Genomic DNA, 25,618 nt, shown 5'->3' on the forward strand with positions numbered 1-25,618 from the left:
ATTCCATGCAGGGTTCTTGAGTTTCATGTCTGCGACAGTCAAATTCAAGGATGATTCCTACATCACTTTAAGAAAGCGTAGGTCAGGACGCCCGCTACGCAAGGGTTTGGAGGCTGCGGCTGTCATTGTTTCCACTGATTGCGGAAACATCATGAGACCTTCCACTGCGGCCAATGCCGAGCAAATACGGGCGCGACGATGGGGTCGGCATCCACCTGCGCCAGGCTCTGGGCAAAGCCTGGCGCCAGGCCGTTCAACGCGTCCCGTGCTTCGTCCCAGCGCGACACGGCGGCCGCCATCAGGCCCAGTGCATTCGGGGTGTTGTCCGGCGCAAACAATTGCTCGGCAAACTGGTCGGCAAAGAGCACCCAGGCCTGGTGCAGATAACGTCGGGTACCCGTGACAAGCTGCGCCTGCACGGTTTCATTGACGTTGCCGAGCCAGCGTTGCGGGTAGTCAATGATGCCGATCGCCGAGTAACAATTGGCGGCGATATACACCAGGCCGCGAATGATCTGCGCGCGGTTGCCGGCCAACAGGTGGGAGGCAGGAAATTCCAGGCCCAGGTGGATCAGGATCGCTGCGCTTTCCGTCAGCAACTGGCCGTCCGGGGTCACCAGGGTGGGCACCTGTTTGAGCGGGTTGATGCGGGCCAGCTCGTCACTGCCCTCGCCCTCTGCCCAGGAAGCTGCGTCGACCCGGCGCCACGGCACCGCACAGCGCTGCAGGGCGATTTCGATCATGCAGGAGCCGGATTCGTCGATGCCGTAGAGCGTGTACATGGGCCTTCCCTTCTAGCGTTGCAGTTTGGCCTGCAGGTTGGCTTTTACCTGCGGCCATTCCGAATCGATGATGCTGAAGCGCACCGAGTTGCGCTTGCGCCCGTCGGGCATGATGCGTTCGTGACGCACGATGCCTTCCTGCACGGCGCCAAGGCGCAGGATCGCGGCGCGGGACTTTTCGTTGAGTTCATCGGTGGTGAATTGCACCCGCACGCAGTCGAGCACTTCGAACGCATAGGTCAGCAGCAATAGTTTGGCTTCAGTGTTGATGGCGCTTTTCTGGGTGGACAGCGCCAACCAGGTATGGCCGATTTCCAGTTTGCGATTGACCCGGTCGACCTTCCAGAACCGTGTGCTACCGACCACCTGGCCGGTGTCTCGGCGCACCAGAGTGAACGGGATCACGCTACCGGCATCGCGCCCGGCCAGGGCGGTGTCGATGTACTTGTCGACCGTATCCGGGCCCGGCACGTTGGTGACCTTGAGGTTCCACAATTCGCCATCGGCGGCGGCCTCGAGCAAGGCGGCCTTGTGTGCCCGTTGCAGGGGCAAGAGTTCGACCGTGGTGCCGGTCAGGGTAAATTCGGTCATGGGGACTGCGCCGTCAGGGTGGTCGTCAGTGACCAAGAGTGCAGGCTCGCACACGGACGAATCAAGCGTTTTAAAACAGACCCATTTGCCCGCCGACCAAGGTGCTGAAATCATCATTCACAAACGGCAGGATGGCATCGGCCACCGGCTGTAATTGCCGGGTGACGTAGTGATCGTAATCGATGGGCGCTTGTCGCACCTCCAACGGCTCGGGGCCGTTGACGCTGATCACGTAGCTGATCCAGCCGCCGCGCTGGTACTGGCACGGGCGGTTCAGGCGGTCGTTGTACTCATCGGCCAGGCGCGCGGCGCGCACATGGGGCGGCACGTTACGTTCGTAGTCGTCCAACCGGCGACGCAGGCGTTTGCGGTAGATCAGCAACTCATCGAACTCACCGCTCAGGGTGCGGCGCACGTAGTCGCGAATGTAGTCCTGGTGCGGCTGGCGATGGAAGATGCGCTGGTAGAGTTCCTGCTGGAAACGGCGGGCCAGGGGCGACCAGTCGCTGCGCACGGTTTCCAGGCCCTTGTAGACCATGTCCTCGCTGCCATCGCTGCGCACCACCAGGCCGGCGTAGCGCTTTTTGCTGCCCTCCTCCGCGCCACGAATGGTCGGCATGAGGAAGCGCGTGAAATGAGTTTCGTATTGCAGTTCCAGGGCGCTTTGCAGGCCGAATTCATTGTGCAGGTGTTCGCGCCACCAGTCGTTGACGTGCTGGACCAACGCCTGGCCGATGCGCCCGGCATCCGCTTGACTATGCGCCTTGCCGAGCCAGACGAAGGTGGAGTCGGTGTCGCCGTAGATCACCTCGTAGCCTTGGGCTTCGACCAGTTGGCGGGTCTGGCGCATGATCTGGTGCCCGCGCATGGTGATCGACGAGGCCAGCCGTGTATCGAAGAACCGGCAACCGCTGGAGCCAAGCACGCCATAGAAGGCGTTCATGATGATTTTCAGGGCCTGGGACAGCGGTGCGTTGTGTTCACGCTTGGCCACTTCGCGGCCTTCGGAGACCCGTGCGACGATGGACGGCAAGCAATGTCGGGTGCGGGAAAACCGTGCGCCGCGAAAGCCTTCCACCGACTCGCTGTCGTCGGGGTGCTTGAGGCCTTCGATCAGGCCGACCGGGTCGATCAGGAAACTGCGGATGATCGACGGGTAAAGGCTTTTGTAATCGAGCACCAACACCGATTCGTAGAGACCGGGCCGTGAGTCCATGACGAAGCCGCCGGGACTGGCCTGGGGTGGTTTGTCGCCCAGGTTAGGCGCGACGAAGCCCTGGCGATGCATCAACGGCAGGTACAAATGGGTGAATGCGGCGACGGAGCCGCCGTTGCGGTCGGCCGGCAGCCCGGTGACGCTGGCGCGTTCGAGCAGGAACTTGAGCAGCTCGGTCTTGGCGAAAATCCGCGTGACCAGCTCGCAGTCCTTGAGGTTGTAACGCGCCAGGGCGGGCTTGTCCTCGGCGAACATGCGGTTGATTTCGTCCATGCGCTGGTACGGCGTGGAGATGTCCTTGCCTTCGCCAAGCAGGGTTTGCGCGACGTTTTCCAGGCTGAAGGACTCGAAGCTCCAGGTGGCCGAGCGCAGGGCTTCGATGCCATCGATGATCAAGCGTCCCGCTGCCGCCGCGAAGTAGTGGTTGCGGCTGCCGTGTTCGCGCCAGGCCATCGGCTCGTCGCCACGCCCGAGCATCAGCGGCACGTTGAGGCGCTGGGCATGTTCGTGTAGCACGCGCAGGTCGAATTGCACCAAGTTCCAGCCGATGATCGCGTCGGGGTCGTGCTCGGCGAGCCATGCGTTGAGGCGTTCGAGCAGTTGCGCGCGGGTGTCGCAGTAGTCGAGTTTGAAGTCCACCGCATCGGTTTGGTTCGGCGGGCCGAGCATGTACACCTGGCGTTCGCCGCAGCCTTCAAGGGCGATGGAGTAGAGATCGCCCTGGGCGGTGGTCTCGATGTCGAGGGACACCAGCTTCAGCGGTGGGCGGTAGTCGGGCGCGGGTTTCATCTGCGCATCGCAGAGTGCGCCGGTAGCGTCGGGGGTGCCGCCGAACCACACCGGCGCGGTGATGAAGCGCTCCATCATGTAGCGCTCGGGTGGCCGCACATCGCCCTCGTACACGTCGACGCCCGCAGCGCGCAGGCGTTTTTCTACGTCCATGGCTTGGCGGTGCTGGCGGGTGTACAGACCCAGGACCGGGCGGTGATGGAAATCGCACAACTGCAACGGGCGCAGTTCGATATCGCGCTCGCCCTTGAGCAGCCAATCCAGCGGCTTGCGATGGGCTTCGGGGATGAACATCACCGAGGTCTGCACGGGTAGCCGGATAAACTTCGGGCCCTGGTCGGTGGCCAGCCAGAAACTGACCTCCGTGCCCGCCGGGGTATCGCGCCAATGCCGGGTCAGGACAAAACCCTGCTGTAAATCCACCGTACCGCACCTCAGGAATCGCTTTCAGGGCGTGATTCTACTCGGCATCGATGCGCGCAGACCTTAATCTCACAAAATTGTTGCACGACGTTAATAATAATTACTATCATTCGCACCGGGGTTGTATCCGCGCAGTGAGGAAGCGCAACCATCGTTGCCCTTTCCCTCACCATTGACGGTTCACCGTCAGGATCGACCATGCCCGCCCGTATCCCATTCGCTGTGCCGTATCGCCCCACCCTGCTCGCCCTGTGCTGTTCCCTGAGCCTCTCGGCTCACGCTAGCCAGGAAACCGGCACGCTGGAACTGGGCGCCACCACTATCAGCGCCGACGCCCCTGCGCCAGGCGCCCTGCCCCCGGTATACGCTGGCGGCCAGGTGGCACGTGGCGCTCAGTTGGGGGTGCTGGGTAACCAGGACATCATGGACGTGCCGTTCAGCATGTCCTCCTATACCGAGAAATTGATTCGCGACCGGCAGGCCGAAACGATCGGCGATGTACTGCTTAATGATTCGTCGGTGCGCCAGGCGTCTGGCTATGCCAACCAGGCACAGACGTTCATGATCCGAGGTCTGCCGCTCGCCGGTGACGACATGTCCTTCAACGGCCTGTACGGCATCCTGCCGCGTCAGATTATGTCCACCGACGCCCTGGAGCGTGTGGAAGTGTTCAAGGGGCCGAATGCTTTCATCAATGGTGTGACACCGACCGGCTCGGGGATTGGCGGCGGTGTGAACCTGCAACCCAAGCGCGCCGATGACCTGCCACTGCGTCGCTTCAGTACCGATATCAGCAGCGATGGCCGGGTGGGCGAGCATCTGGATATTGGCCAGCGCTTCGGCGAGGACAACCAGTTTGGTGCACGCGTGAACCTGTCCCAGCGCGAAGGCGATACCGGCATCGATGATGAAAATCAGCGCTCGAAGCTGTTCACCGTGGGCCTGGACTACCGCGGTGATGCGTTGCGCCTGTCCAGTGATTTTGTGTATCAGAAGCAGCACATCAATGGCGGGCGTAACTCGGTATTCCTGGGCACGGCCACCCATGTGCCGGATGCGCCTTCGGCCGACACCAACTACGCGCCGAGCTGGAGCAGCACCAACCTCGAAGACACCTTGGGGATGCTGCGCGCCGAGTATGACCTGAACGACAACTGGACGGCCTATGCAGCAGGCGGTGCCAAGCACACCCGGGAAATGGGGCGCTACTCGTCGGTCACGCTGACTGACAACAGCGGTAATGCCCTGGCAAGCCGCTCGACCATCGCCCACGAAGAAGACAACCGCAGCTTAATGGGCGGGTTGAACGGCAGTTTCCAGACCGGCCCTTTGAGCCATCGACTCAACTTTGGCCTGGCCGGTATCTGGACTCAAGCACGCAATGCCTATGTGTTCAACGCCTCGTCGACGGCTACCCGAACCAACATCTACGACCCTGTGACCGGCGCTCCGCCCACCCTGAACAACCCGCGCAATACGCCAGGCACTGATTTCAGCGACCCGACCATTACAGGCAAAACATTCGTGCGCAGCGCAGCGGTGTCCGACACCCTGGGCTTTTTCGATGACCGTCTGTTGGTCACGTTGGGCGCGCGCCGCCAGCAGATGGTGGTACAGGCTTACAACTACATGAGCGGTACGCGCACTTCCAACTATGACGAGTCAATTACCACGCCAGTCTACGGCCTGGTGTTCAAACCGTGGCAACACGTGTCTTTCTACGCCAACCGCATCGAAGGCCTGGCGCAAGGCCCGACGTCGCCGGTCAACTCGGGCAACCGGACGATCATCGGCGGCGGCCAGGCGTTTGCGCCTGCTCGCTCCAAACAAATCGAAGCGGGTGTGAAAGTGGACATGGGCACCTATGGCGCAACGCTGGGTGTATACCGTATCGAACAGCCTGGCGCCGGCTACGTTCAGGTCATCGATGCGACTACAGCGCGCTATGTGCGTGAAGGCCAGCAAATCAACAAAGGCGTAGAACTGAACGTCTTCGGCGAACCCCTCAGCGGCCTACGTTTGCTGGGAGGTGTGACGGTGATGAAGACCGAACTCAAGGACACGCAAAACGGCGCCAATGACGGTAACCGCGCAATCGGCGTACCTTCGTTCCAGCTCAACGCCGATGTGGAGTGGGATGTACCTGGCCTGCAAGGCGTAACCCTCAATGGCCGCTGGTTGCGCACAGGCGGGCAGTACGCCGACGCCGCCAACAACTTGAGCTTGCCGACGTGGAACCGCTTCGACGTGGGCGCGCGCTACAACTTTAAGGTGGCCCAGCGTGATGTCACCCTCGGCGCCACCGTGGAGAACGTCGCCAACGCGAAGTACTGGGAATCGGCCCAGGGCGGTTTCCTGAGCCAGGGCGACCCACGTATTGCCAAGTTCTCGGCGACTGTGGACTTCTAAACGCGTTACACCAAGGTGAGTCAGCGAATTTGCGCATCGCTGACTCACCACTAGACTCAGGGCTCCTCTCACATGGAAGTCCCTTCAATGAAGCTATCCCGTTCCCTGCGCCAGGCGATTGCCCTGGCCACCCTTCTGTCCGCCGGCAACCTGATCGCTCACGCCGTCGATATCCCGCTGTCCAAATCCCTGGAAGCCGATGAAGTTACTACAAAAGTATTGGCCGTCGATGCGGCCAAACATCAGGTGGTGCTGGCCGGTGCCGAGGGGCGTGAAGTGCATGTGCAACTTACCGATGCCGCCAAGGACCTGGGCAACCTCAAGGTCGGTGACCAGGTCAAGGTGCTGACCACTCACTCGGTTGCGGCGGTGCTGGACACCGATGTGGACAAGAGCCCACCGGATGCCAGCGAAAAAACCGGCGTGATCCGCGCCACCGCCGACAATCCCAACCCAGGCGGTGCAGCTTTCCGCCAGGTGCAGGTGCAACTGAAGATCACCCATATCGACCTGAAGAAAAACCAGGTCACCCTGGAGAACCCTGCCGGTGCGACGAAGGTGTTGAATGTGGAGAAACCGGAGATTCGCGCCGGCCTCAAAGACCTGAAAGTCGGGCAGAGTGTCCTGGTAACCTTTACCGACACCTTGGAGATCACCACCGATCACGAAAGCTAAGTACGGTGCAAAGAGGCGGGCATCACGCATGGTGCCCGCTGGGGTCAAGCCTGTCGGGCCTGGCTCAGGTAGTTTTCGATGTTGCCCATTTGCTCGTCCCACCCGCGTGAGTTCATCTTGAAGGCCTTTTGCCGACGTGCTTCGGGCACCGCGTCAAAGCCGGACTCGACCACCCGCAGCAGAATGCCCGGTGCACGGTCTTCAACGGTAAACTCCACCAGTGTCGGGGTTTCCTGGTCGTAGTCGACGCCCGCCTCGACCGCGAAGGGGTGCCACCAGAAAGAGAACAGCGTTTGCGGCAGAATGCGTTCGATCCTGGCCTTCCAGATCACATGTTCATAACCCGGATAGGTGATAGGTGCCTCGATGGCTTGCCCGGCAACAAAGGCCTTGCCTTCGAGGGCGATACCAAACCAATGGCCGAATTGCTCGGCATCAGTGAGGGCTTCCCACACCTGTCTACGTGAAGCGTTGAGCAGGACTTTCCGTTCGATTCGATCCAATACATGCATAAGTCACCTCCTCCATTGACAGTAGGCGACATCGACCAATGCGCAACCTAGGATTGTAAGCAATGATGATGGCCCCTTCCTTACCGGCAATTACGTTATGACTGACCCATTGAATGGAAGTTGCTTCTGCAAGGGCGTGCGGTACCAGGTGAGGCGTCTGGACATGCCGATCAGCCACTGCCACTGCGAGAGCTGCCGCAAGGTGCATGCAGCGGCATTTGTCGCGACAGCCGGCGTGATGCGCGAACACTTTCGCTGGACCCAGGGCGTGGAGCTGCTGGCGTCTTTCGAATCGTCGCCGGGCAAGCTCAGGCATTTCTGTTCGCGTTGCGGCTCACACCTGATGGCAGAACGTGGGCATCAACCGCACGTCATCGTGCGGGTAGCGACGCTGGATGATGATCCGGGCGTCAGGCCCACCACGCACATCTGGACGGCCCATGATGTGCCCTGGCTTGCCTATGAAGGCGTAGAGCAATGGGACGAGTGGAAAGCCTGATTAAACCTTCGGGTCTCCAGGTGCTTTGGCGGGCGTCGCATATTGCGGCTTCAAGTGACCTTCCTGGTCGAGCAACCAGGCGTCCATGATCTGGCGCACGACCGGCCCAGCAACCCGGCCGCCGGCTTCACCGTTTTCGATCATCACCGAAATCACGATTTTCGGGTGTTCGGCCGGCGCAAAGCCGACGAACAACGCGTTGTCGCGGTGGCGCTCCAGGGTCTTTTCACGGTTATAACGCTCGCCCTGCTTGATCGCGACCACCTGTGCGGTACCACTCTTGCCAGCGATGCGGTATTGCGCGCCTTGTGCGGCAGCGCGGGCGATGCCGCGTGGGTCGTGCATCACCAATTGCATGCCATGGTTGACCTGCTCCCAATCACGTGGGTCCTTGAGGACCACATTGGGCATAGGGTTTTCATCCACCGGTGGCACGCCGTTAATGGTCTTGGCCAAGCGGGGTCGGTTCCACACGCCTTTGTTGGCGATCAGGGCGGTGGCTTGGGCCAGTTGCAGCGGTGTGACCTGCATGTAGCCCTGGCCGATGCCGAGGATCACGGTCTCGCCTGGGAACCAGGGTTGGCGGCGAGTGGCGCGCTTCCAGGCCTGGGAAGGCATCAAGCCGGCTGACTCTTCAAACATGTCCAGCGACACTTTCTGGCCCAGGCCAAATTCAGCCAGGTAGTCGTGCAGGCGATCGATGCCCAGCTTGTGGGCCAGGTCATAAAAGTAGGTGTCGTTGGAGCGCATGATGGCGGCGTCCATGTCGACCCAGCCGTCGCCGCTGTGGTTCCAGTTGCGGTATTTGTGGTCGAAATCCGGCAGTTGGTAGTAACCGGGATCGAACACACGGGTTTGTGCAGTGACGACACCACTGTCGAGGCCGGCGATGGCGACTTCCGGTTTGATGGTCGAGCCCGGCGCATAGAGCCCGCGCAGGACGCGGTTGAACAGTGGCCGGTCGACGGAGTCATGCAGCGCGGCATATTCCTTGAAGCTGATCCCGGTGACGAACAAGTTAGGGTCGAAACTCGGTTTGCTGACCATGGCCAGCACTTCGCCGGTTTGTGGGTCGAGGGCAACCACCGAGCCACGGCGATCGCCCAAGGCTTCTTCCGCCGCCTCCTGAAGGTGGACGTCGAGGCTCAGTACGATGTTTTTTCCGGGGATCGGATCGGTGTGCTTGAGCACACGCAGCACACGGCCCTGGGCGTTGGTCTCGACCTCTTCATAACCTACGTGACCATGCAGCTCGGACTCGTAGAAGCGCTCGATGCCGGTTTTGCCGATGGACTGAGTGCCGCGGTACTCAACCGAATCGAGGGCTTTGGATTCTTTCTCGTTGATCCGTCCCACGTAACCGATGGAGTGCGCAAAGTGGGCGCCCAGGGGATAGTGGCGAACGAACTGAGGTTCTACATCAACCCCTGGCAGACGGAACTCGTTCACCGCCAGCAGCGCGATCTGCTCTTCGGTCAGCTCGTAAAACAATGTCACAGGGACAAAGGGGTGGCGTGCCTGCTTCAGCGCCTTGTCGAACACCGCGCGATCCTCGGCGGGCAGATGCAGCAAACTGACGATGGCGTCCAGCTCCCCCTTGAGGTCGGTGGTGCGCTCTCGGGTGATGGTCAGGTTATAGCTAGGCCGGTTGTCGGCCAACACGACGCCATTGCGATCGTAGATCAGCCCACGCGTCGGCGTGATGGGTAATACGTGGACGCGGTTGTTTTCGGAAATCGTGGAGTGATAGTCGAACTGCACGACCTGCAGGAAGTACATGCGCCCCACCAGGGCGCAGGAAATGCCAATCACCAGCAGCGCACAGGCGAGCAGGCGCTTGTTGACCAGGCGGTTTTCTTTTTCGTGATCTTTGATGGGTATCGGTTCAGGCATTTCTACAGCATCTCGTTGAAGAAGGTCGACGCCGCGTCCTGCGGGTGAAAAATCAATCCCTGTGAAAATGTGCTGCACCATACCAAAAATGCAGAAACACTTTGCATCGATTTCCCCAACGGTACGGTATTTATCGAGGATGAGTAGCGCTTGAGTTTTCGACCGCCCAAAACAAAACCCCTGACTGCGTTAGCAATCAGGGGTTCTGGAATTTAATCTTGACGATGACCTACTCTCACATGGGGAAACCCCACACTACCATCGGCGATGCATCGTTTCACTACTGAGTTCGGGATGGGATCAGGTGGTTCCAATGCTCTATGGTCGTCAAGAAATTCGGGTACTGAGTCGTGGCCTGTGCCTCGCTTCAGCAAATTGGGTATGTGACAGCTTTCGGTGTTTTGTGAACGTCGAACTTTCGGTTCATTTCGTCTTCACACACCGCAATCTGATGCTCGTTAGAGTAGTCAAATTGCTTGGGTGTTATATGGTCAAGCCTCACGGGCAATTAGTATTGGTTAGCTCAACGCCTCACAGCGCTTACACACCCAACCTATCAACGTCGTAGTCTTCGACGGCCCTTCAGGGAACTCAAGGTTCCAGTGAGATCTCATCTTGAGGCTAGTTTCCCGCTTAGATGCTTTCAGCGGTTATCTATTCCGAACATAGCTACCCGGCAATGCCACTGGCGTGACAACCGGAACACCAGAGGTTCGTCCACTCCGGTCCTCTCGTACTAGGAGCAGCCCCTCTCAAATCTCAAACGTCCACGGCAGATAGGGACCGAACTGTCTCACGACGTTCTAAACCCAGCTCGCGTACCACTTTAAATGGCGAACAGCCATACCCTTGGGACCGGCTTCAGCCCCAGGATGTGATGAGCCGACATCGAGGTGCCAAACACCGCCGTCGATATGAACTCTTGGGCGGTATCAGCCTGTTATCCCCGGAGTACCTTTTATCCGTTGAGCGATGGCCCTTCCATACAGAACCACCGGATCACTAAGACCTACTTTCGTACCTGCTCGACGTGTCTGTCTCGCAGTCAAGCGCGCTTTTGCCTTTATACTCTACGACCGATTTCCGACCGGTCTGAGCGCACCTTCGTACTCCTCCGTTACTCTTTAGGAGGAGACCGCCCCAGTCAAACTACCCACCATACACTGTCCTCGATCCGGATAACGGACCTGAGTTAGAACCTCAAAGTTGCCAGGGTGGTATTTCAAGGATGGCTCCACGCGAACTGGCGTCCACGCTTCAAAGCCTCCCACCTATCCTACACAAGCAAATTCAAAGTCCAGTGCAAAGCTATAGTAAAGGTTCACGGGGTCTTTCCGTCTAGCCGCGGATACACTGCATCTTCACAGCGATTTCAATTTCACTGAGTCTCGGGTGGAGACAGCGCCGCCATCGTTACGCCATTCGTGCAGGTCGGAACTTACCCGACAAGGAATTTCGCTACCTTAGGACCGTTATAGTTACGGCCGCCGTTTACCGGGGCTTCGATCAAGAGCTTCGCGTTAGCTAACCCCATCAATTAACCTTCCGGCACCGGGCAGGCGTCACACCCTATACGTCCACTTTCGTGTTTGCAGAGTGCTGTGTTTTTAATAAACAGTCGCAGCGGCCTGGTATCTTCGACCGGCATGAGCTTACGGAGCAAGTCCTTCACCCTCACCGGCGCACCTTCTCCCGAAGTTACGGTGCCATTTTGCCTAGTTCCTTCACCCGAGTTCTCTCAAGCGCCTTGGTATTCTCTACCCAACCACCTGTGTCGGTTTGGGGTACGGTTCCTGGTTACCTGAAGCTTAGAAGCTTTTCTTGGAAGCATGGCATCAACCACTTCGTTACCTAAAAGGTAACTCGTCATCAGCTCTCGGCCTTAAGATCCCGGATTTACCTAAGATCTCAGCCTACCACCTTAAACTTGGACAACCAACGCCAAGCTGGCCTAGCCTTCTCCGTCCCTCCATCGCAATAACCAGAAGTACAGGAATATTAACCTGTTTTCCATCGACTACGCTTTTCAGCCTCGCCTTAGGGACCGACTAACCCTGCGTCGATTAACGTTGCGCAGGAAACCTTGGTCTTTCGGCGTGGGTGTTTTTCACACCCATTGTCGTTACTCATGTCAGCATTCGCACTTCTGATACCTCCAGCAAGCTTCTCAACTCACCTTCACAGGCTTACAGAACGCTCCTCTACCGCATCACTTACGTGATACCCGTAGCTTCGGTGTATGGTTTGAGCCCCGTTACATCTTCCGCGCAGGCCGACTCGACTAGTGAGCTATTACGCTTTCTTTAAAGGGTGGCTGCTTCTAAGCCAACCTCCTAGCTGTCTAAGCCTTCCCACATCGTTTCCCACTTAACCATAACTTTGGGACCTTAGCTGACGGTCTGGGTTGTTTCCCTTTTCACGACGGACGTTAGCACCCGCCGTGTGTCTCCCATGCTCGGCACTTGTAGGTATTCGGAGTTTGCATCGGTTTGGTAAGTCGGGATGACCCCCTAGCCGAAACAGTGCTCTACCCCCTACAGTGATACATGAGGCGCTACCTAAATAGCTTTCGAGGAGAACCAGCTATCTCCGAGCTTGATTAGCCTTTCACTCCGATCCACAGGTCATCCGCTAACTTTTCAACGGTAGTCGGTTCGGTCCTCCAGTTAGTGTTACCCAACCTTCAACCTGCCCATGGATAGATCGCCCGGTTTCGGGTCTATTCCCAGCGACTAGACGCCCTATTAAGACTCGCTTTCGCTACGCCTCCCCTATTCGGTTAAGCTCGCCACTGAAAATAAGTCGCTGACCCATTATACAAAAGGTACGCAGTCACAGAACAAAGTCTGCTCCCACTGCTTGTACGCATACGGTTTCAGGATCTATTTCACTCCCCTCTCCGGGGTTCTTTTCGCCTTTCCCTCACGGTACTAGTTCACTATCGGTCAGTCAGTAGTATTTAGCCTTGGAGGATGGTCCCCCCATATTCAGACAAAGTTTCTCGTGCTCCGTCCTACTCGATTTCATGACTAAGAGATTTTCGCGTACAGGGCTATCACCCACTATGGCCGCACTTTCCAGAGCGTTCCGCTAATCTCAAAGCCACTTAAGGGCTAGTCCCCGTTCGCTCGCCACTACTAAGGGAATCTCGGTTGATTTCTTTTCCTCAGGGTACTTAGATGTTTCAGTTCCCCTGGTTCGCCTCTTGCACCTATGTATTCAGTACAAGATAACCATCTTATGATGGCTGGGTTCCCCCATTCAGACATCTCCGGATCAAAGTCTGTTTGCCGACTCCCCGAAGCTTTTCGCAGGCTACCACGTCTTTCATCGCCTCTGACTGCCAAGGCATCCACCGTATGCGCTTCTTCACTTGACCATATAACCCCAAGCAATCTGGTTATACTGTGAAGACGACATTCGCCGAAAATTCGAATTTCTCAACTAAGAGAACTCACAAATTTTACCTTAGCCTGATCCGTTACCAGTGAAAGTAACGTTCAGTCTATCTTTCTATCACATACCCAAATTTTTAAAGAACGATCTAATCAAAGACTAGAAATCAACATTCACCATCACCTTGATGGAATGCTCATTTCTAAGCTTTCAAAACTTTCAGAAGCAGTAGTGGTGGAGCCAAACGGGATCGAACCGTTGACCTCCTGCGTGCAAGGCAGGCGCTCTCCCAGCTGAGCTATGGCCCCGTATTTCTACAGGCGTTTCCCACACAAAATTGGTGGGTCTGGGCAGATTCGAACTGCCGACCTCACCCTTATCAGGGGTGCGCTCTAACCAACTGAGCTACAGACCCAATTTCGGGCTGCTTCTTATCGTCTTCTTCAATGAATCAAGCAATTCGTGTGGGAACTTATGGAGCAGCTGATGTCGTCGATTAAGGAGGTGATCCAGCCGCAGGTTCCCCTACGGCTACCTTGTTACGACTTCACCCCAGTCATGAATCACACCGTGGTAACCGTCCTCCCGAAGGTTAGACTAGCTACTTCTGGTGCAACCCACTCCCATGGTGTGACGGGCGGTGTGTACAAGGCCCGGGAACGTATTCACCGCGACATTCTGATTCGCGATTACTAGCGATTCCGACTTCACGCAGTCGAGTTGCAGACTGCGATCCGGACTACGATCGGTTTTATGGGATTAGCTCCACCTCGCGGCTTGGCAACCCTCTGTACCGACCATTGTAGCACGTGTGTAGCCCAGGCCGTAAGGGCCATGATGACTTGACGTCATCCCCACCTTCCTCCGGTTTGTCACCGGCAGTCTCCTTAGAGTGCCCACCATTACGTGCTGGTAACTAAGGACAAGGGTTGCGCTCGTTACGGGACTTAACCCAACATCTCACGACACGAGCTGACGACAGCCATGCAGCACCTGTCTCAATGTTCCCGAAGGCACCAATCTATCTCTAGAAAGTTCATTGGATGTCAAGGCCTGGTAAGGTTCTTCGCGTTGCTTCGAATTAAACCACATGCTCCACCGCTTGTGCGGGCCCCCGTCAATTCATTTGAGTTTTAACCTTGCGGCCGTACTCCCCAGGCGGTCAACTTAATGCGTTAGCTGCGCCACTAAAAGCTCAAGGCTTCCAACGGCTAGTTGACATCGTTTACGGCGTGGACTACCAGGGTATCTAATCCTGTTTGCTCCCCACGCTTTCGCACCTCAGTGTCAGTATTAGTCCAGGTGGTCGCCTTCGCCACTGGTGTTCCTTCCTATATCTACGCATTTCACCGCTACACAGGAAATTCCACCACCCTCTACCATACTCTAGTCAGTCAGTTTTGAATGCAGTTCCCAGGTTGAGCCCGGGGATTTCACATCCAACTTAACAAACCACCTACGCGCGCTTTACGCCCAGTAATTCCGATTAACGCTTGCACCCTCTGTATTACCGCGGCTGCTGGCACAGAGTTAGCCGGTGCTTATTCTGTCGGTAACGTCAAAACAATCACGTATTAGGTAACTGCCCTTCCTCCCAACTTAAAGTGCTTTACAATCCGAAGACCTTCTTCACACACGCGGCATGGCTGGATCAGGCTTTCGCCCATTGTCCAATATTCCCCACTGCTGCCTCCCGTAGGAGTCTGGACCGTGTCTCAGTTCCAGTGTGACTGATCATCCTCTCAGACCAGTTACGGATCGTCGCCTTGGTGAGCCATTACCTCACCAACTAGCTAATCCGACCTAGGCTCATCTGATAGCGCAAGGCCCGAAGGTCCCCTGCTTTCTCCCGTAGGACGTATGCGGTATTAGCGTTCGTTTCCGAACGTTATCCCCCACTACCAGGCAGATTCCTAGGCATTACTCACCCGTCCGCCGCTCTCAAGAGAAGCAAGCTTCTCTCTACCGCTCGACTTGCATGTGTTAGGCCTGCCGCCAGCGTTCAATCTGAGCCATGATCAAACTCTTCAGTTCAAACATCTTTGGGTTTTTAAGAAACCCTAAACTTGGCTCAGCAATCGTTGGTTACATCTTTGATTTCTCGCGGAGTAACTTGTGATGCTGATAATCTTGTTGACTATCAGTCTGACTCCACAAGCACCCACACGAATTGCTTGATTCAGTTGTTAAAGAGCGGTTGGTTAAGATCTTTCGTCTCAACCGAGGCGCGCATTCTACAGCAGCCTCATTTGCTGTCAAGTGATTATTTTCAGAAGTTTTCGAAGATTTCTTCAACAACTTCAACCACTTGCGCTTCCGATCTCTCGTTAGCGGGAGGCGAATTCTACAGCGTTACACGCTGCTGTCAACACCTCTTTTTCTCCGCTTTCGACCGAGAGGATCGAAACGTTAATAGAGCCAGACAACACTGCTCTACCAACTCCTTCTGGGCTTCGATGAACTGAAGCAAGTCGCTGTCGAATTCTGCGTAACTCTTTGTTTACCAAGGAGTTTTCCGTTTCGACTGCGCCGGAAGTGGGGCGAATTATAGACTTCCAGAATCTGCCGTCAACCCTTAATTTGCTTTTTCTATCAAAGAACCGGAAACGCTCAAAATTCGCCCTGTATGACGCATTAAAAAGGATAGTTGAGCAATATATTGCTCAACACTAAACAGTTGAGCATCATAGCGCCCTTGCTTCTCTATATATGACTTCGGACGAATACCCCAATGACCACCTCCCCCCGCAGACTGGCCTCGACACTGTTCCCTGTCGGCCTGCTGTTGATCGCCATGGCCTCCATCCAGTCCGGCGCCTCGCTGGCCAAGAGCATGTTCCCTATCGTTGGCGCACAAGGCACCACAACCCTGCGCTTGATTTTCGCCAGCGTGATCATGCTGCTGCTGTTACGCCCGTGGCGCGCCAACCTGACCTCCAAGTCCTTACGCACCGTCATCGTCTACGGGATGGCGTTGGGTGGCATGAACTTTCTCTTCTATATGTCATTGCGCAGCGTGCCCCTGGGGATTGCGGTCGCCCTGGAGTTCACCGGCCCCCTCGCGGTGGCCATCTACGCCTCTCGGCGCGCGGTCGACTTCCTGTGGATTGCCCTCGCCATCATCGGCCTTCTCTTGTTGATCCCGATGGGCGAGGCCAGCGGCGGTATCGACTTGCTGGGGGCAGCCTACGCGCTGGGAGCAGGCGTGTGCTGGGCGCTCTACATTCTATATGGCCAGAAAGCAGGGAATGACAACGGGGTCCAGACCGCCGCCCTTGGGGTGATGATCGCCGCATTGTTTGTTGCGCCTATTGGCATCGTCCATGCTGGTAGCGCATTGCTGACTCCCGCGCTAATCCCGATCGCCATCGGCGTCGCCATTCTGTCCACCGCCCTGCCTTACACCCTGGAAATGGTCGCACTGACGCGCCTCCCCGCGCGCACCTTCGGCACCCTCATGAGCATCGAGCCGGCTTTCGGCGCGCTCTCCGGCCTGTTATTCCTGCACGAGCACTTATCGCTCGCTCAGTGGCTGGCAATCACTTGCATCATTCTGGCCTCCGTAGGTGCCACGGTGACGATGCGCAGTGAGCCAAAGCCTTTGGTTGCCTCGGATTGAAGTCTGTTTGAATGTAGCTCTGGTATTTACCGCACATTTAGGCCATGTTTAGGCCGCAAACGAATGTCAATCATGGAGAACTTCGACAAGGACAGCGCGAACGCTACACCCGAGAGCGAGTAGAGCCGGCCTCTGGCATTGCAAGGCGGCTATTAAGGATAGGAATGAAGCGAATTTTGATACTGTTAATGGTCATGGCCGTTGCTGGTTGTGCCGCGACCACCAAGACAGAAGTGAAACGTGGCAAAAAAGGGCTGCATATCAACTGTTCCGGCTTGTCCTCTTCCTGGGAGCAGTGCTACACCAGTGCGACCAACGCCTGTGGCGCCAAGGGCTACCGAGTAATCGCAAAGTCCGGTGACAACTCCGAGGAGCCTGGGGACTACCCCTTCGGCCTCAACCCTGCCGGCTACACCAGCCGCAGCATGATCGTTATCTGCAAGTAATCGCCTGAGCAGTCATCTCTGACTGCTCCTATTAAATCCAGATACAAACCCTACCCTTCACCACACGGCGTCTAAACTCTTGCTCGATCATCGAGCCGAGGGAGGTCCCATGACGCACAACAAAAAAATCGTATTAGTAGTGGGCGCGGGTGATGCAACCGGCGGCGCCATTGCCAAACGCTTTGCCCGCGAAGGCTACGTGGCCTGTGTCACCCGCCGCAGCGCCGATAAGTTGCAGCCCCTTATCGAGAGTATTCACGCCGCTGGCGGTGAAGCCCATGGGTTTGCCTGCGATGCGCGTAAAGAAGAAGACGTCATCGCGCTGATCGAACAGATCGAAACCGAGCTGGGCCCGATCGAAGCCTTTGTATTCAATATCGGCGCCAATGTGCCGTGCAGCATCCTGGAAGAAACTGCGCTCAAGTATTTCAAGATCTGGGAAATGGCCTGCTTCTCCGGCTTCCTAAATGCACGCGAAGTGGCAAGGCGGATGGTCACGCGTAATCGAGGCACCATCCTGTTCACGGGCGCCACCGCAGGGTTGCGCGGCGGCGCAGGTTTTGCTGCATTCGCCGGGGCCAAGCACGGCATTCGGGCGCTCGCGCAAAGCATGGCGCGGGAGCTGGGGCCCAGGAACATCCATGTCGCCCATGTCGTGGTCGATGGCGCCATTGACACTGACTTCATTCGCGACAACTTCCCGCAGAAATACGCACTCAAGGACCAGGACGGCATCCTCAACCCTGAGCATATCGCCGATAACTATTGGCACCTCCACAGCCAGCCACGCGATGCCTGGACCTTTGAACTGGACCTGCGCCCCTGGAATGAACCCTGGTAAGCACGCCCCTATAACAATAAGCAGCGAGCATCGACCATGAGTAAAACCCTGGAATTCTTCTTTGACCTGGGCAGCCCCGCCACCTACCTGGCCTACACCCAGCTACCGGCATTGTGCACGGCAACCGATACACAGCTTGTGTATAAACCCATGTTATTGGGCGGCGTGTTCAAGGCCACCGGTAACGCCTCTCCAATCACCGTTCCTGCAAAGGGTCGCTACATGCTTGATGACCTGGCGCGTTACGCCCGGCGCTACAACGTACCGCTCCGGTTCAACACGCACTTCCCCATCAATACGCTGGTGTTGATGCGAGCGGTCACCGGCATCCAATTACACCAGCCTGAACGTTTCCTGGACTTCGTTGATTGCCTGTTCCATGCCTTTTGGGTCGAAGGCCGTCACCTGGGAGACCCCGCCGTCCTGGCTGCCGTACTCACTGAATACGGATTTGCCGCCAATGAAATCCTGAATTTGGCCAATGACGAAACCGTTAAGACTGCCCTGAAGGACAACACCGAACAGGCCGTTCAACGCGGCGTGTTCGGTGCCCCCAGTATGTTTGTAGGCAACCAGCTGTTCTTCGGTCAGGACCGTCTGGAATTTGTGCGCGAAGCGTTGAGTTAGAGCTTGATGGCCAAAACGCCCTGGCACGTTACTGCCTAGCAGGTAATCAGATAGCCGCAGTGCGTACCTGCAACCACTCCAGCGCTGCACCACTGAGCAATGGGCTCAAACGCGTGCGCACCTCAGCGTGGTAAGCGTTGAACCACTGGCGCTCGTCGGCCGTGAGCAACGATGGCTCCAGGCAGCGCGTGTCGATCGGGCATAAGGTCAGGGTTTCGAACTTGAGAAACTCACCGAACTCGGTCTTGCCCGCTTCACGGTTCAACACCAGGTTCTCGATCCGCACGCCCCAACGCCCCGGACGGTAAGTCCCCGGTTCAATGGAGGTGATCATCCCTGGCTGCATCGCCGTTTGCGGCGCAGTGGCCGCCTGGTAGGCAATCACTTGCGGACCTTCATGCACATTGAGGAAATAACCTACACCGTGGCCAGTACCGTGACCGTAGTCCACGCCTTCCGCCCAGATCGGCGCGCGGGCAATCGCATCCAGCAGCGGTGACAGGATCCCTTTCGGAAAATGGGCACGGGACAAGGCAATCACGCCCTTGAGCACCCGGGTACAGTCACGCTTCTGCTCGTCACTCGGCGTGCCGATCGGCACCATCCGCGTAATGTCCGTAGTGCCGCCCAGGTATTGGCCACCCGAATCGATCAGCAGCAGGCCATCGCCTTCGATCAATGCGTGTTCTTCTTCAGTGGCGTGGTAATGCGGCATCGCGCCATTGGCGTTGTAGGCCGCAATGGTGTTGAAACTCAACGACACATAACCAGGGCGGCGGGTACGCGCAGCGGTCAAGTGTTCGTCGATGGTCAATTCGGTGATGCGTTCACGGCCCAGCGCACTGTCCAGCCACGCGAAGAATTCACACAGCGCTGCGCCATCCTGTTCCATGGCTTGACGGATATGTTCCGCGTCGGCCAGGCTCTTGCGGGACTTGGCCAATGTGGTCGGGTTGAGGCCTTCGACCAGCTTGACGCCGGCATCGAGATTCTCCAGCAAACCCGCGGTAACGCGCGCCGGGTCGACCTGCAAACTGGCGCCCGCCGGCACCGCGCGCAATGCACCCGCAACCTCGCTGTAGTCGCGCAGGGTCACGCCATCCTGCCCCAGCACAGCCCGCAATTCGGCGTCGACTTTGCTCAGCGCCACAAACAGAGTGGCCTGTTGTTGATCGATCAACGCAAAGGACACAAACACCGGGTTGAACGAAACGTCACCACCACGCAGGTTGAACAGCCAGGCAATGTCATCCAGGGTCGCGATGAAATGCCAGTCGGCGCCCTTCTCTTTCAAGGCAGCACGCAGCGAAGCGAGTTTTTCAGTACGGCTGACAGTAGCCTGCGGTGGCAGGTGTTGATAGATCGGCTGGTTCGGCAATGCCGGACGGTCTTGCCAGACTTCATCGAGCAGGTCGATATCGGTACGCAAGCGCGCGCCGCGCTCCGCCAACTTACCGCCCAGGGTACGCGCCGAAGCCACGGCCATGACCGCACCATCCACCGCCACCACGCCACCTTCCGGCGTTTGCTCGGCCAGCCACTCCAGCGGGCCGGGTTGGCCCGGCTGCAGCTTCACCAATTCGATGCCGCTGCCCTTGAGTTCCTTGGTCGCCTGTTCCCAGTAACGGCTATCGGCCCACACACCGGCGAAATCCGCAGTGACAATCAGCGTTCCCACCGAGCCATGAAACCCCGACAGCCACTGCCGCCCCTGCCAGTAACCCGGCAAGTACTCGGACAAGTGCGGGTCGGCCGACGGCACCAGCAGGGCGTGAATGCCCTCGCGGCTCATCAGTTCACGGGTATGCGCCAGGCGCTGGGGAACCGTTCCATGGGTCAAGGGCTGCGTACTCATTGTGTCTCCTGCTAACCACGAATAATTATTATGTGTTGCGATAGATGAATCAGACCGCCCAGAACGCCGGTGCACTGGCGAGGGCCGCCTTGATCAGTTGTACCGCCTGGTCGATATCCTGCTCGGTGGTAAACCGGCCGAGGCTCAAGCGGATGGTGCGGCTGGCGCTACGCGCATCATGGCCCAGGGCGAGCAGCACATGGGACGGTGCATTGCTGGCCGAATTGCAGGCCGAGGTCGCAGAAAACGCGATCCCTGCACTCAACGCAGCGGCGTTGAATTCGCCTTCACTGAACGTGAGGCTCAGGGTATGTGGAATACGCTGTGTAGCGCTGCCATTGAGGCGCACACCAGCCACCGAATCCAACTGGTCAAGCAGGCGCTGGCGCAGAGCCACGATCACCGCCTTTTCTTCAGCGAAAGACGCCGCCGCCAAGGCGAACGCGGTGCCCATGCCAGCAATCTGATGGGTCGCCAGGGTGCCGGAACGCAAGCCACCTTCGTGGCCGCCGCCGTGAATCTGCGCCAGGACTTTCTGCTGCGCCCGTGGCCCGACATACAACGCGCCGATACCTTTGGGGCCATACAGTTTGTGCGCGGAAAACGACATCAGATCCACCGGCCACTGCGCCAGATCGATCGCCACCTTACCCGCACCCTGCGCCGCATCCACATGCAACAACGCGCCGTGTTCACGCACGCGGGCACCGATGGCGGGGATATCGTTGAGGGTGCCCAGTTCGTTGTTCACCAGCATCAGCGACACCAGGAAGGTGTCCTCACGCAAGGCTTCGCTGACGGCCTCGGCGCTGATCAAGCCATCGGCGTCCGGCACCAGGTAGGTCACAGCCACACCGGCTTCCTGCAATTGTCGCGCGGTATCCAGGGTGGCCTTGTGTTCGATCTGGCTGGTGATGATATGCCCACCCGCCACGCCCCGCGCCTGGGCCACGCCCTTGATCGCAAGGTTGTTGGACTCGGTGGCACCGGAGGTCCAGACGATTTGTTCGGGGTTGGCACCGACCAGTTCGGCCACCTGGCGACGCGCCTGTTCAACCGTTTGCCGGGCCGCCTGGCCGAACGCGTGGGAACTGGACGCGGGGTTACCGAAATTGGCATTGAAGCCCAGACACTCGACCATCACCTGGATGACCCGCTCATCCACCGGGGTGGTGGCGGCGTAGTCGAAATACAACGGACGTTTATTCATGACGTTAGAAACTCGCAGAGCAGGTTCCCGAGAGCAGCGTCTCAGGGGCACGGACCGGGACAGAGGTCGTCAGGTTTAACCGATCACATGCCATTAAAGAAGGACCACTTTATGTAAATGTGCGTAGGAACGCTCCTGAAATTCAGCTTAACAGGCTGAAGTCGCCCCATGGAAAACAAAAAGCCCGAGGATCCTTGTGGATAACCTCGGGCTTTTTTGCCGCTGGGCGCGGATTCAACTGGGACGACCATGCAGGGTCACGCTGCGTTCGGCGTTCATTTCGCCCTGGCGATCAAATCCGAAGGGTTTCTGTGGCTGGCCGGTCAGTGCGGCACGCTGCTGTTGATATTCGTCAAACGACAAACCACGACGGCTCAATGCCTCCAGGGCCAACTGTTTGGTTTCTTCCGCGGTGTAGGGACGCAATTCAGGCGAAGGATGGGTCGCACATCCGGCAAGGACTGAGCTGACAATCAATAAGGAAACAGCGAGGAATCGGTTCATGGCGGTGGCCCTGCAAAGGAGGTTTCGAGTCAATGAACACAGGCTACTCCCGCCCTTTCACGGTGAAAAATCACCTGCCTTGATAGTTGCTATCAACCGCCAAGGCACCTTCGATAGCAGTGCCTTTTATATTTCTTTATGATCTATAAATATGGAAATACGTTCATTTACGGAATAAATACAACCCTCTATAACGGGTGCTACACCGCCCTGGCACTGTTGCCCACGCAACTGTTGCCCTGGCAACAGCCAATCAACAAATCACCAGGCAGCCAACACCGGCATTTTTCAGCAGTGAGCCTGCAACCCACGTCAATCAAGGCCTGCACCCGTTGGTACAGCTCTTGCTCAAGCGGTTGCACTCCACCTGCTATGAACCACTGTTGAAAAAGGAACTGTTCATGACCCGTCCCCTGAATGTCGTTGCCCTCTCCGGCGGAACCTGGCGCCCGTCCCGTACCCTGGTGTTGACCCAGGCGGTGCTGGCTGAGTTGGCGACCTTGCTGCCGATCCAGGCCACCCTGATCGAGCTGGGCGATATCGCCAGGCCGCTGGGTGGTGCGCTGTCCCGTGATGAACTGCCGGCAGAAGTCGAAGCGCAACTGTTGGCCATCGAACAGGCCGATTTGCTGATCGTCGCCGCACCGGTCTATCGCGGCTCCTACCCAGGACTGCTCAAGCATCTGTTCGACCTGGTCGGCCTCAATGCGCTGATCAATACACCCGTGCTTCTGGCGGCAACCGGCGGCAGCGAACGCCACGCGCTGGTCCTCGATCATCAACTGCGCCCGCTGTTCAGCTTCTTCCAAGCCCTGACCCTGCCGATCGGTGTGTACGCCACCGAAGCCGACTTCACCGACTACCAGATAACCAGCGAATTGCTGAAAGCCCGTATTCAACTGGCGGCAGAACGCGCAGCGCCTTTGTTTGCCGCGCACTCCCCCTCTCTGCTGAAAATCGCTTAAGGATTGGTCATGGATGTTTTCTGGTTTCTGCCCACACACGGCGACGGTCATTACCTGGGCACCACCCAAGGTGCGCGGCCGGTCACCCTCAATTATCTGAAACAAGTCGCCCAGGCGGCTGACAGCCTGGGCTACCACGGCGTGCTGATTCCTACCGGACGCTCGTGCGAAGACTCCTGGGTCATCGCCTCAGCGCTGGTGCCGCTGACCGAACGCCTGCGTTACCTGGTGGCAATTCGCCCGGGCATCATTTCGCCGACTGTCTCGGCGCGCATGGCGGCGACCCTCGATCGCCTGTCCAATGGCCGCCTGCTGATCAACGTGGTGACCGGCGGCGACCCCGACGAAAACCGTGGTGACGGCAGCTTCCTCGACCACACCGAGCGCTACGAAGTCTCCGACGAATTCCTACGCATCTGGCGTCGCGTGTTGCAGGGCGAATCGGTGGATTTCGAAGGCAAACACCTGCGCGTACAGAACGCCAAGGCGCTTTACCCACCGGTGCAGAAGCCTTACCCGCCGCTGTACTTCGGTGGTTCTTCCGACGCCGCCCACGACCTCGCCGCCGAGCAGGTGGACGTGTACCTGACCTGGGGCGAACCACCCGCGGCTGTCGCGGAAAAACTTGCGGATGTGCGTGAACGCGCTGCCCGCCACGGGCGCACCGTGAAGTTCGGCATCCGCCTGCATGTGATCGTGCGCGAGACCGAAGAAGACGCCTGGAAAGCCGCCGACACGTTGATCGAGCACATCAGCGACGAAACCATCGCCGCCGCGCAAAAATCCTTTTCGCGCTTTGATTCCGAAGGCCAACGCCGCATGGCCGCCCTGCACGACGGGCGCCGCGACAACCTGGAAATCGCCCCCAACCTGTGGGCCGGCGTCGGCCTGGTGCGTGGCGGGGCCGGCACCGCGTTGGTGGGCAACCCGCAACAAGTGGCCGAACGCATCAAGGAATATGCGGACTTGGGGATCGAGAGCTTCATTTTCTCCGGCTACCCGCACCTGGAAGAAGCCTATCGCTTCGCCGAGCTGGTATTCCCGCTGCTGCCGGAACCTTACGCCAGCCTTGCCGGCCACGGCATCACCAACCTCACGGGACCGTTTGGCGAAATGATTGCCAACGATGTGTTGCCGACCAAAGCTTGAGATCAATGAGGAACACCGTGTGACCGCCAACCCCCACAGCGTCCTGCCGTCCCCCTTGCAGACCGCCAGACTGCTGGCCGCCGAATTCGCCCTCACCGCCGTCGAACGCGACGAACGCGGCGGCACGCCCAAGGCTGAACGCGACGCCTTGCGCCAGAGCGGCCTGCTGGCCCTGAGCATTCCCACCCAATACGGTGGCCTCGGCGCACGCTGGAGCGACACCCTGGGTATCGTGCGCGAATTCGCCAAGGTCGACAGTTCCATCGCCCATGTCTTCGGCTTTCACCACCTGATGCTCGCCACCGTGCGCCTGTTTTCGCGCCCGGACCAATGGCAACCCTGGTTCGAACAGACCGCGCGCAAAAACTGGTTCTGGGGCAACGCCCTCAACCCGCTGGACACGCGCACCGTGGTCAAGGATTTCAGCGGCTGGCGCGAGTTCTCCGGCAAAAAGAGCTTCTGCTCCGGCGCCAGCGACTCGGAAATGCTGATCGCCTCGGCGGTGGACGAAACCGCCGGTGGCAAACTGCTGATCGCCGCGATCCCCAGCGGGCGCAGCGGCATCACCTTGCACAACGACTGGAACAACATCGGCCAGCGCCAGACCGACAGCGGCAGCGCCAGTTTCGAACGTGTGCGCGTCGAAGAATCCGAGCTGCTGCTCGATCCGGGCCCGCTGAGCACGCCCTTCGCCTGCCTGCGCCCGTTGATTGCCCAACTGACCTTCACGCACATGTTTCTCGGCATTGCCGAAGGTGCTTTCGAAGAAGCCCGCAACTACACGCTGACCGAAACCCGCGCCTGGCATAAATCCTCAGCCGAAGACGTGCGCCAGGACCCATACGTGCTGCACCACTACGGCGAATTCTGGGTCGCCCTGGAAGGCGTGCGCCTGCTGGTAGAACGTGCCGCCGACCTGCTCGACCAAGCCTGGGCCAAAGGCCCGAACCTCAGCGAGCACGAGCGCGGCCAACTGGCGATTGCCATCGCCACCGCCAAGGTCGCCGCCACCCAGCAGGGCCTGGAATTGTGCAGCCGCCTGTTCGAAGTCACCGGTGCGCGCTCCACCCATGCGTCACTGCGCCTGGACCGTCACTGGCGCAACCTGCGCACGCAAACCCTGCACGACCCGGTGGACTACAAACTCCACGAACTGGGGGACTGGGCATTGAACCACTCCTTGCCGATTCCGACGTTCTATTCCTAAGAGAGGTGCC

At 58.3% G+C, this 25,618-nt stretch carries 18 protein-coding genes, 2 tRNA genes and 3 rRNA genes; 10 read left to right on the forward strand and 13 right to left on the reverse strand.

The window, feature by feature from the left end; all coding sequences use genetic code 11:
- Positions 1-149: 149 nt before the first annotated feature.
- The 3 genes from NL123_RS20685 to NL123_RS20695 form a co-directional block, all read right to left on the reverse strand.
- Positions 150-782 carry a glutathione S-transferase N-terminal domain-containing protein gene (locus NL123_RS20685; RefSeq protein WP_248487413.1) on the reverse strand — a complete coding sequence of 211 codons (633 nt, stop codon included), beginning with the start codon at positions 780-782 and terminating at the stop codon, positions 150-152.
- A gap of 12 nt (positions 783-794) precedes the next feature.
- The gene (locus NL123_RS20690; RefSeq protein ID WP_248487412.1) at positions 795-1,373 is read right to left on the reverse strand and encodes a GNAT family N-acetyltransferase; all 579 of its coding nucleotides are present in this window, start codon (positions 1,371-1,373) and stop codon (positions 795-797) included.
- 70 nt (positions 1,374-1,443) lie between these two features.
- The gene (locus tag NL123_RS20695) at positions 1,444-3,801 is read right to left on the reverse strand and encodes a DNA polymerase II (RefSeq protein ID WP_494356243.1); all 2,358 of its coding nucleotides are present in this window, start codon (positions 3,799-3,801) and stop codon (positions 1,444-1,446) included.
- Positions 3,802-3,999: 198 nt separating this feature from the next.
- Here NL123_RS20695 and NL123_RS20700 point away from each other — a divergent pair, with 198 nt between their 5' ends.
- Together NL123_RS20700 and NL123_RS20705 are read left to right on the forward strand one after the other, a co-directional pair.
- Positions 4,000-6,210 carry a TonB-dependent receptor gene (locus tag NL123_RS20700; protein WP_494356244.1) on the forward strand — a complete coding sequence of 737 codons (2,211 nt, stop codon included), beginning with the start codon at positions 4,000-4,002 and terminating at the stop codon, positions 6,208-6,210.
- Between the two features lie 87 nt (positions 6,211-6,297).
- Positions 6,298-6,885, forward strand: coding sequence for a hypothetical protein (locus NL123_RS20705; RefSeq protein WP_494356245.1), 588 nt, complete (start codon positions 6,298-6,300; stop codon positions 6,883-6,885).
- 44 nt (positions 6,886-6,929) lie between these two features.
- On the opposite strand, the gene NL123_RS20710 is transcribed toward NL123_RS20705, so the two are convergent.
- Positions 6,930-7,397 carry an SRPBCC family protein gene (locus NL123_RS20710; protein ID WP_248487404.1) on the reverse strand — a complete coding sequence of 156 codons (468 nt, stop codon included), beginning with the start codon at positions 7,395-7,397 and terminating at the stop codon, positions 6,930-6,932.
- Positions 7,398-7,494: 97 nt separating this feature from the next.
- Between NL123_RS20710 and NL123_RS20715 the strand changes: the two genes are divergently transcribed.
- Positions 7,495-7,896, forward strand: a complete 402-nt coding sequence (locus NL123_RS20715; protein WP_248487402.1) for a GFA family protein — start codon at positions 7,495-7,497, stop codon at positions 7,894-7,896.
- Here NL123_RS20715 and mrdA read toward each other — a convergent pair whose 3' ends face one another.
- From mrdA to NL123_RS20745, 6 genes are all read right to left on the reverse strand, one after another.
- Positions 7,897-9,789, reverse strand: a complete 1,893-nt coding sequence (gene mrdA, locus NL123_RS20720; RefSeq protein ID WP_494356246.1) for a penicillin-binding protein 2 — start codon at positions 9,787-9,789, stop codon at positions 7,897-7,899.
- A 216-nt stretch (positions 9,790-10,005) separates the two neighbouring features.
- Positions 10,006-10,121: ribosomal RNA gene (rrf, locus tag NL123_RS20725) — 5S ribosomal RNA — on the reverse strand.
- Positions 10,122-10,276: 155 nt separating this feature from the next.
- Positions 10,277-13,168 (reverse strand): 23S ribosomal RNA (locus tag NL123_RS20730).
- Positions 13,169-13,417: 249 nt separating this feature from the next.
- Positions 13,418-13,493: transfer RNA gene (locus NL123_RS20735), tRNA-Ala, on the reverse strand.
- Between the two features lie 30 nt (positions 13,494-13,523).
- A tRNA-Ile gene (locus NL123_RS20740) sits at positions 13,524-13,600 on the reverse strand.
- Between the two features lie 82 nt (positions 13,601-13,682).
- A 16S ribosomal RNA gene (locus NL123_RS20745) occupies positions 13,683-15,219 on the reverse strand.
- Together the 16S, 23S and 5S rRNA genes with 2 tRNA genes alongside form the textbook arrangement of a ribosomal RNA operon.
- Positions 15,220-15,916: 697 nt before the next feature.
- On the opposite strand from NL123_RS20745, the gene rhtA reads away from it, so the two are divergent.
- The 4 genes from rhtA to NL123_RS20765 all read left to right on the forward strand — a co-directional run bounded on the left by rhtA (position 15,917) and on the right by NL123_RS20765 (position 18,718).
- Positions 15,917-16,804, forward strand: a complete 888-nt coding sequence (gene rhtA, locus NL123_RS20750) for a threonine/homoserine exporter RhtA (protein ID WP_494356247.1) — start codon at positions 15,917-15,919, stop codon at positions 16,802-16,804.
- Positions 16,805-16,968: 164 nt separating this feature from the next.
- Positions 16,969-17,250 carry a hypothetical protein gene (locus NL123_RS20755; protein ID WP_248487396.1) on the forward strand — a complete coding sequence of 94 codons (282 nt, stop codon included), beginning with the start codon at positions 16,969-16,971 and terminating at the stop codon, positions 17,248-17,250.
- Between the two features lie 109 nt (positions 17,251-17,359).
- The gene (locus NL123_RS20760; protein WP_248487394.1) at positions 17,360-18,091 is read left to right on the forward strand and encodes an SDR family oxidoreductase; all 732 of its coding nucleotides are present in this window, start codon (positions 17,360-17,362) and stop codon (positions 18,089-18,091) included.
- A gap of 36 nt (positions 18,092-18,127) precedes the next feature.
- Positions 18,128-18,718 carry a 2-hydroxychromene-2-carboxylate isomerase gene (locus tag NL123_RS20765; protein WP_248487392.1) on the forward strand — a complete coding sequence of 197 codons (591 nt, stop codon included), beginning with the start codon at positions 18,128-18,130 and terminating at the stop codon, positions 18,716-18,718.
- A 46-nt stretch (positions 18,719-18,764) separates the two neighbouring features.
- Here NL123_RS20765 and NL123_RS20770 read toward each other — a convergent pair whose 3' ends face one another.
- The 3 genes from NL123_RS20770 to NL123_RS20780 form a co-directional block, all read right to left on the reverse strand.
- A complete protein-coding gene (locus tag NL123_RS20770; protein ID WP_248487390.1) occupies positions 18,765-20,573 on the reverse strand; it encodes an aminopeptidase P family protein in 1,809 nt (602 codons plus the stop codon).
- A gap of 49 nt (positions 20,574-20,622) precedes the next feature.
- A complete protein-coding gene (locus NL123_RS20775; protein WP_494356248.1) occupies positions 20,623-21,783 on the reverse strand; it encodes a cysteine desulfurase family protein in 1,161 nt (386 codons plus the stop codon).
- Between the two features lie 234 nt (positions 21,784-22,017).
- Positions 22,018-22,287 (reverse strand): hypothetical protein, encoded by a 270-nt coding sequence (locus tag NL123_RS20780; RefSeq protein ID WP_028615811.1) that lies wholly within the window; start codon positions 22,285-22,287, stop codon positions 22,018-22,020.
- A gap of 401 nt (positions 22,288-22,688) precedes the next feature.
- On the opposite strand from NL123_RS20780, the gene msuE reads away from it, so the two are divergent.
- From msuE to NL123_RS20795, 3 genes are read left to right on the forward strand one after another with little or no spacing between them, the layout of a single operon-like run.
- Entirely contained in the window at positions 22,689-23,252 is a 564-nt protein-coding gene (msuE, locus tag NL123_RS20785; RefSeq protein WP_058426944.1) for an FMN reductase, read from the forward strand.
- A 9-nt stretch (positions 23,253-23,261) separates the two neighbouring features.
- Positions 23,262-24,401 (forward strand): FMNH2-dependent alkanesulfonate monooxygenase, encoded by a 1,140-nt coding sequence (gene ssuD / locus NL123_RS20790; RefSeq protein ID WP_494356249.1) that lies wholly within the window; start codon positions 23,262-23,264, stop codon positions 24,399-24,401.
- A gap of 19 nt (positions 24,402-24,420) precedes the next feature.
- Positions 24,421-25,608 (forward strand): acyl-CoA dehydrogenase family protein, encoded by a 1,188-nt coding sequence (locus NL123_RS20795; RefSeq protein ID WP_494356250.1) that lies wholly within the window; start codon positions 24,421-24,423, stop codon positions 25,606-25,608.
- Positions 25,609-25,618: the final 10 nt, after the last annotated feature.

It is taken from the genome of Pseudomonas sp. FBCC-B1565 (assembly GCF_059133265.1).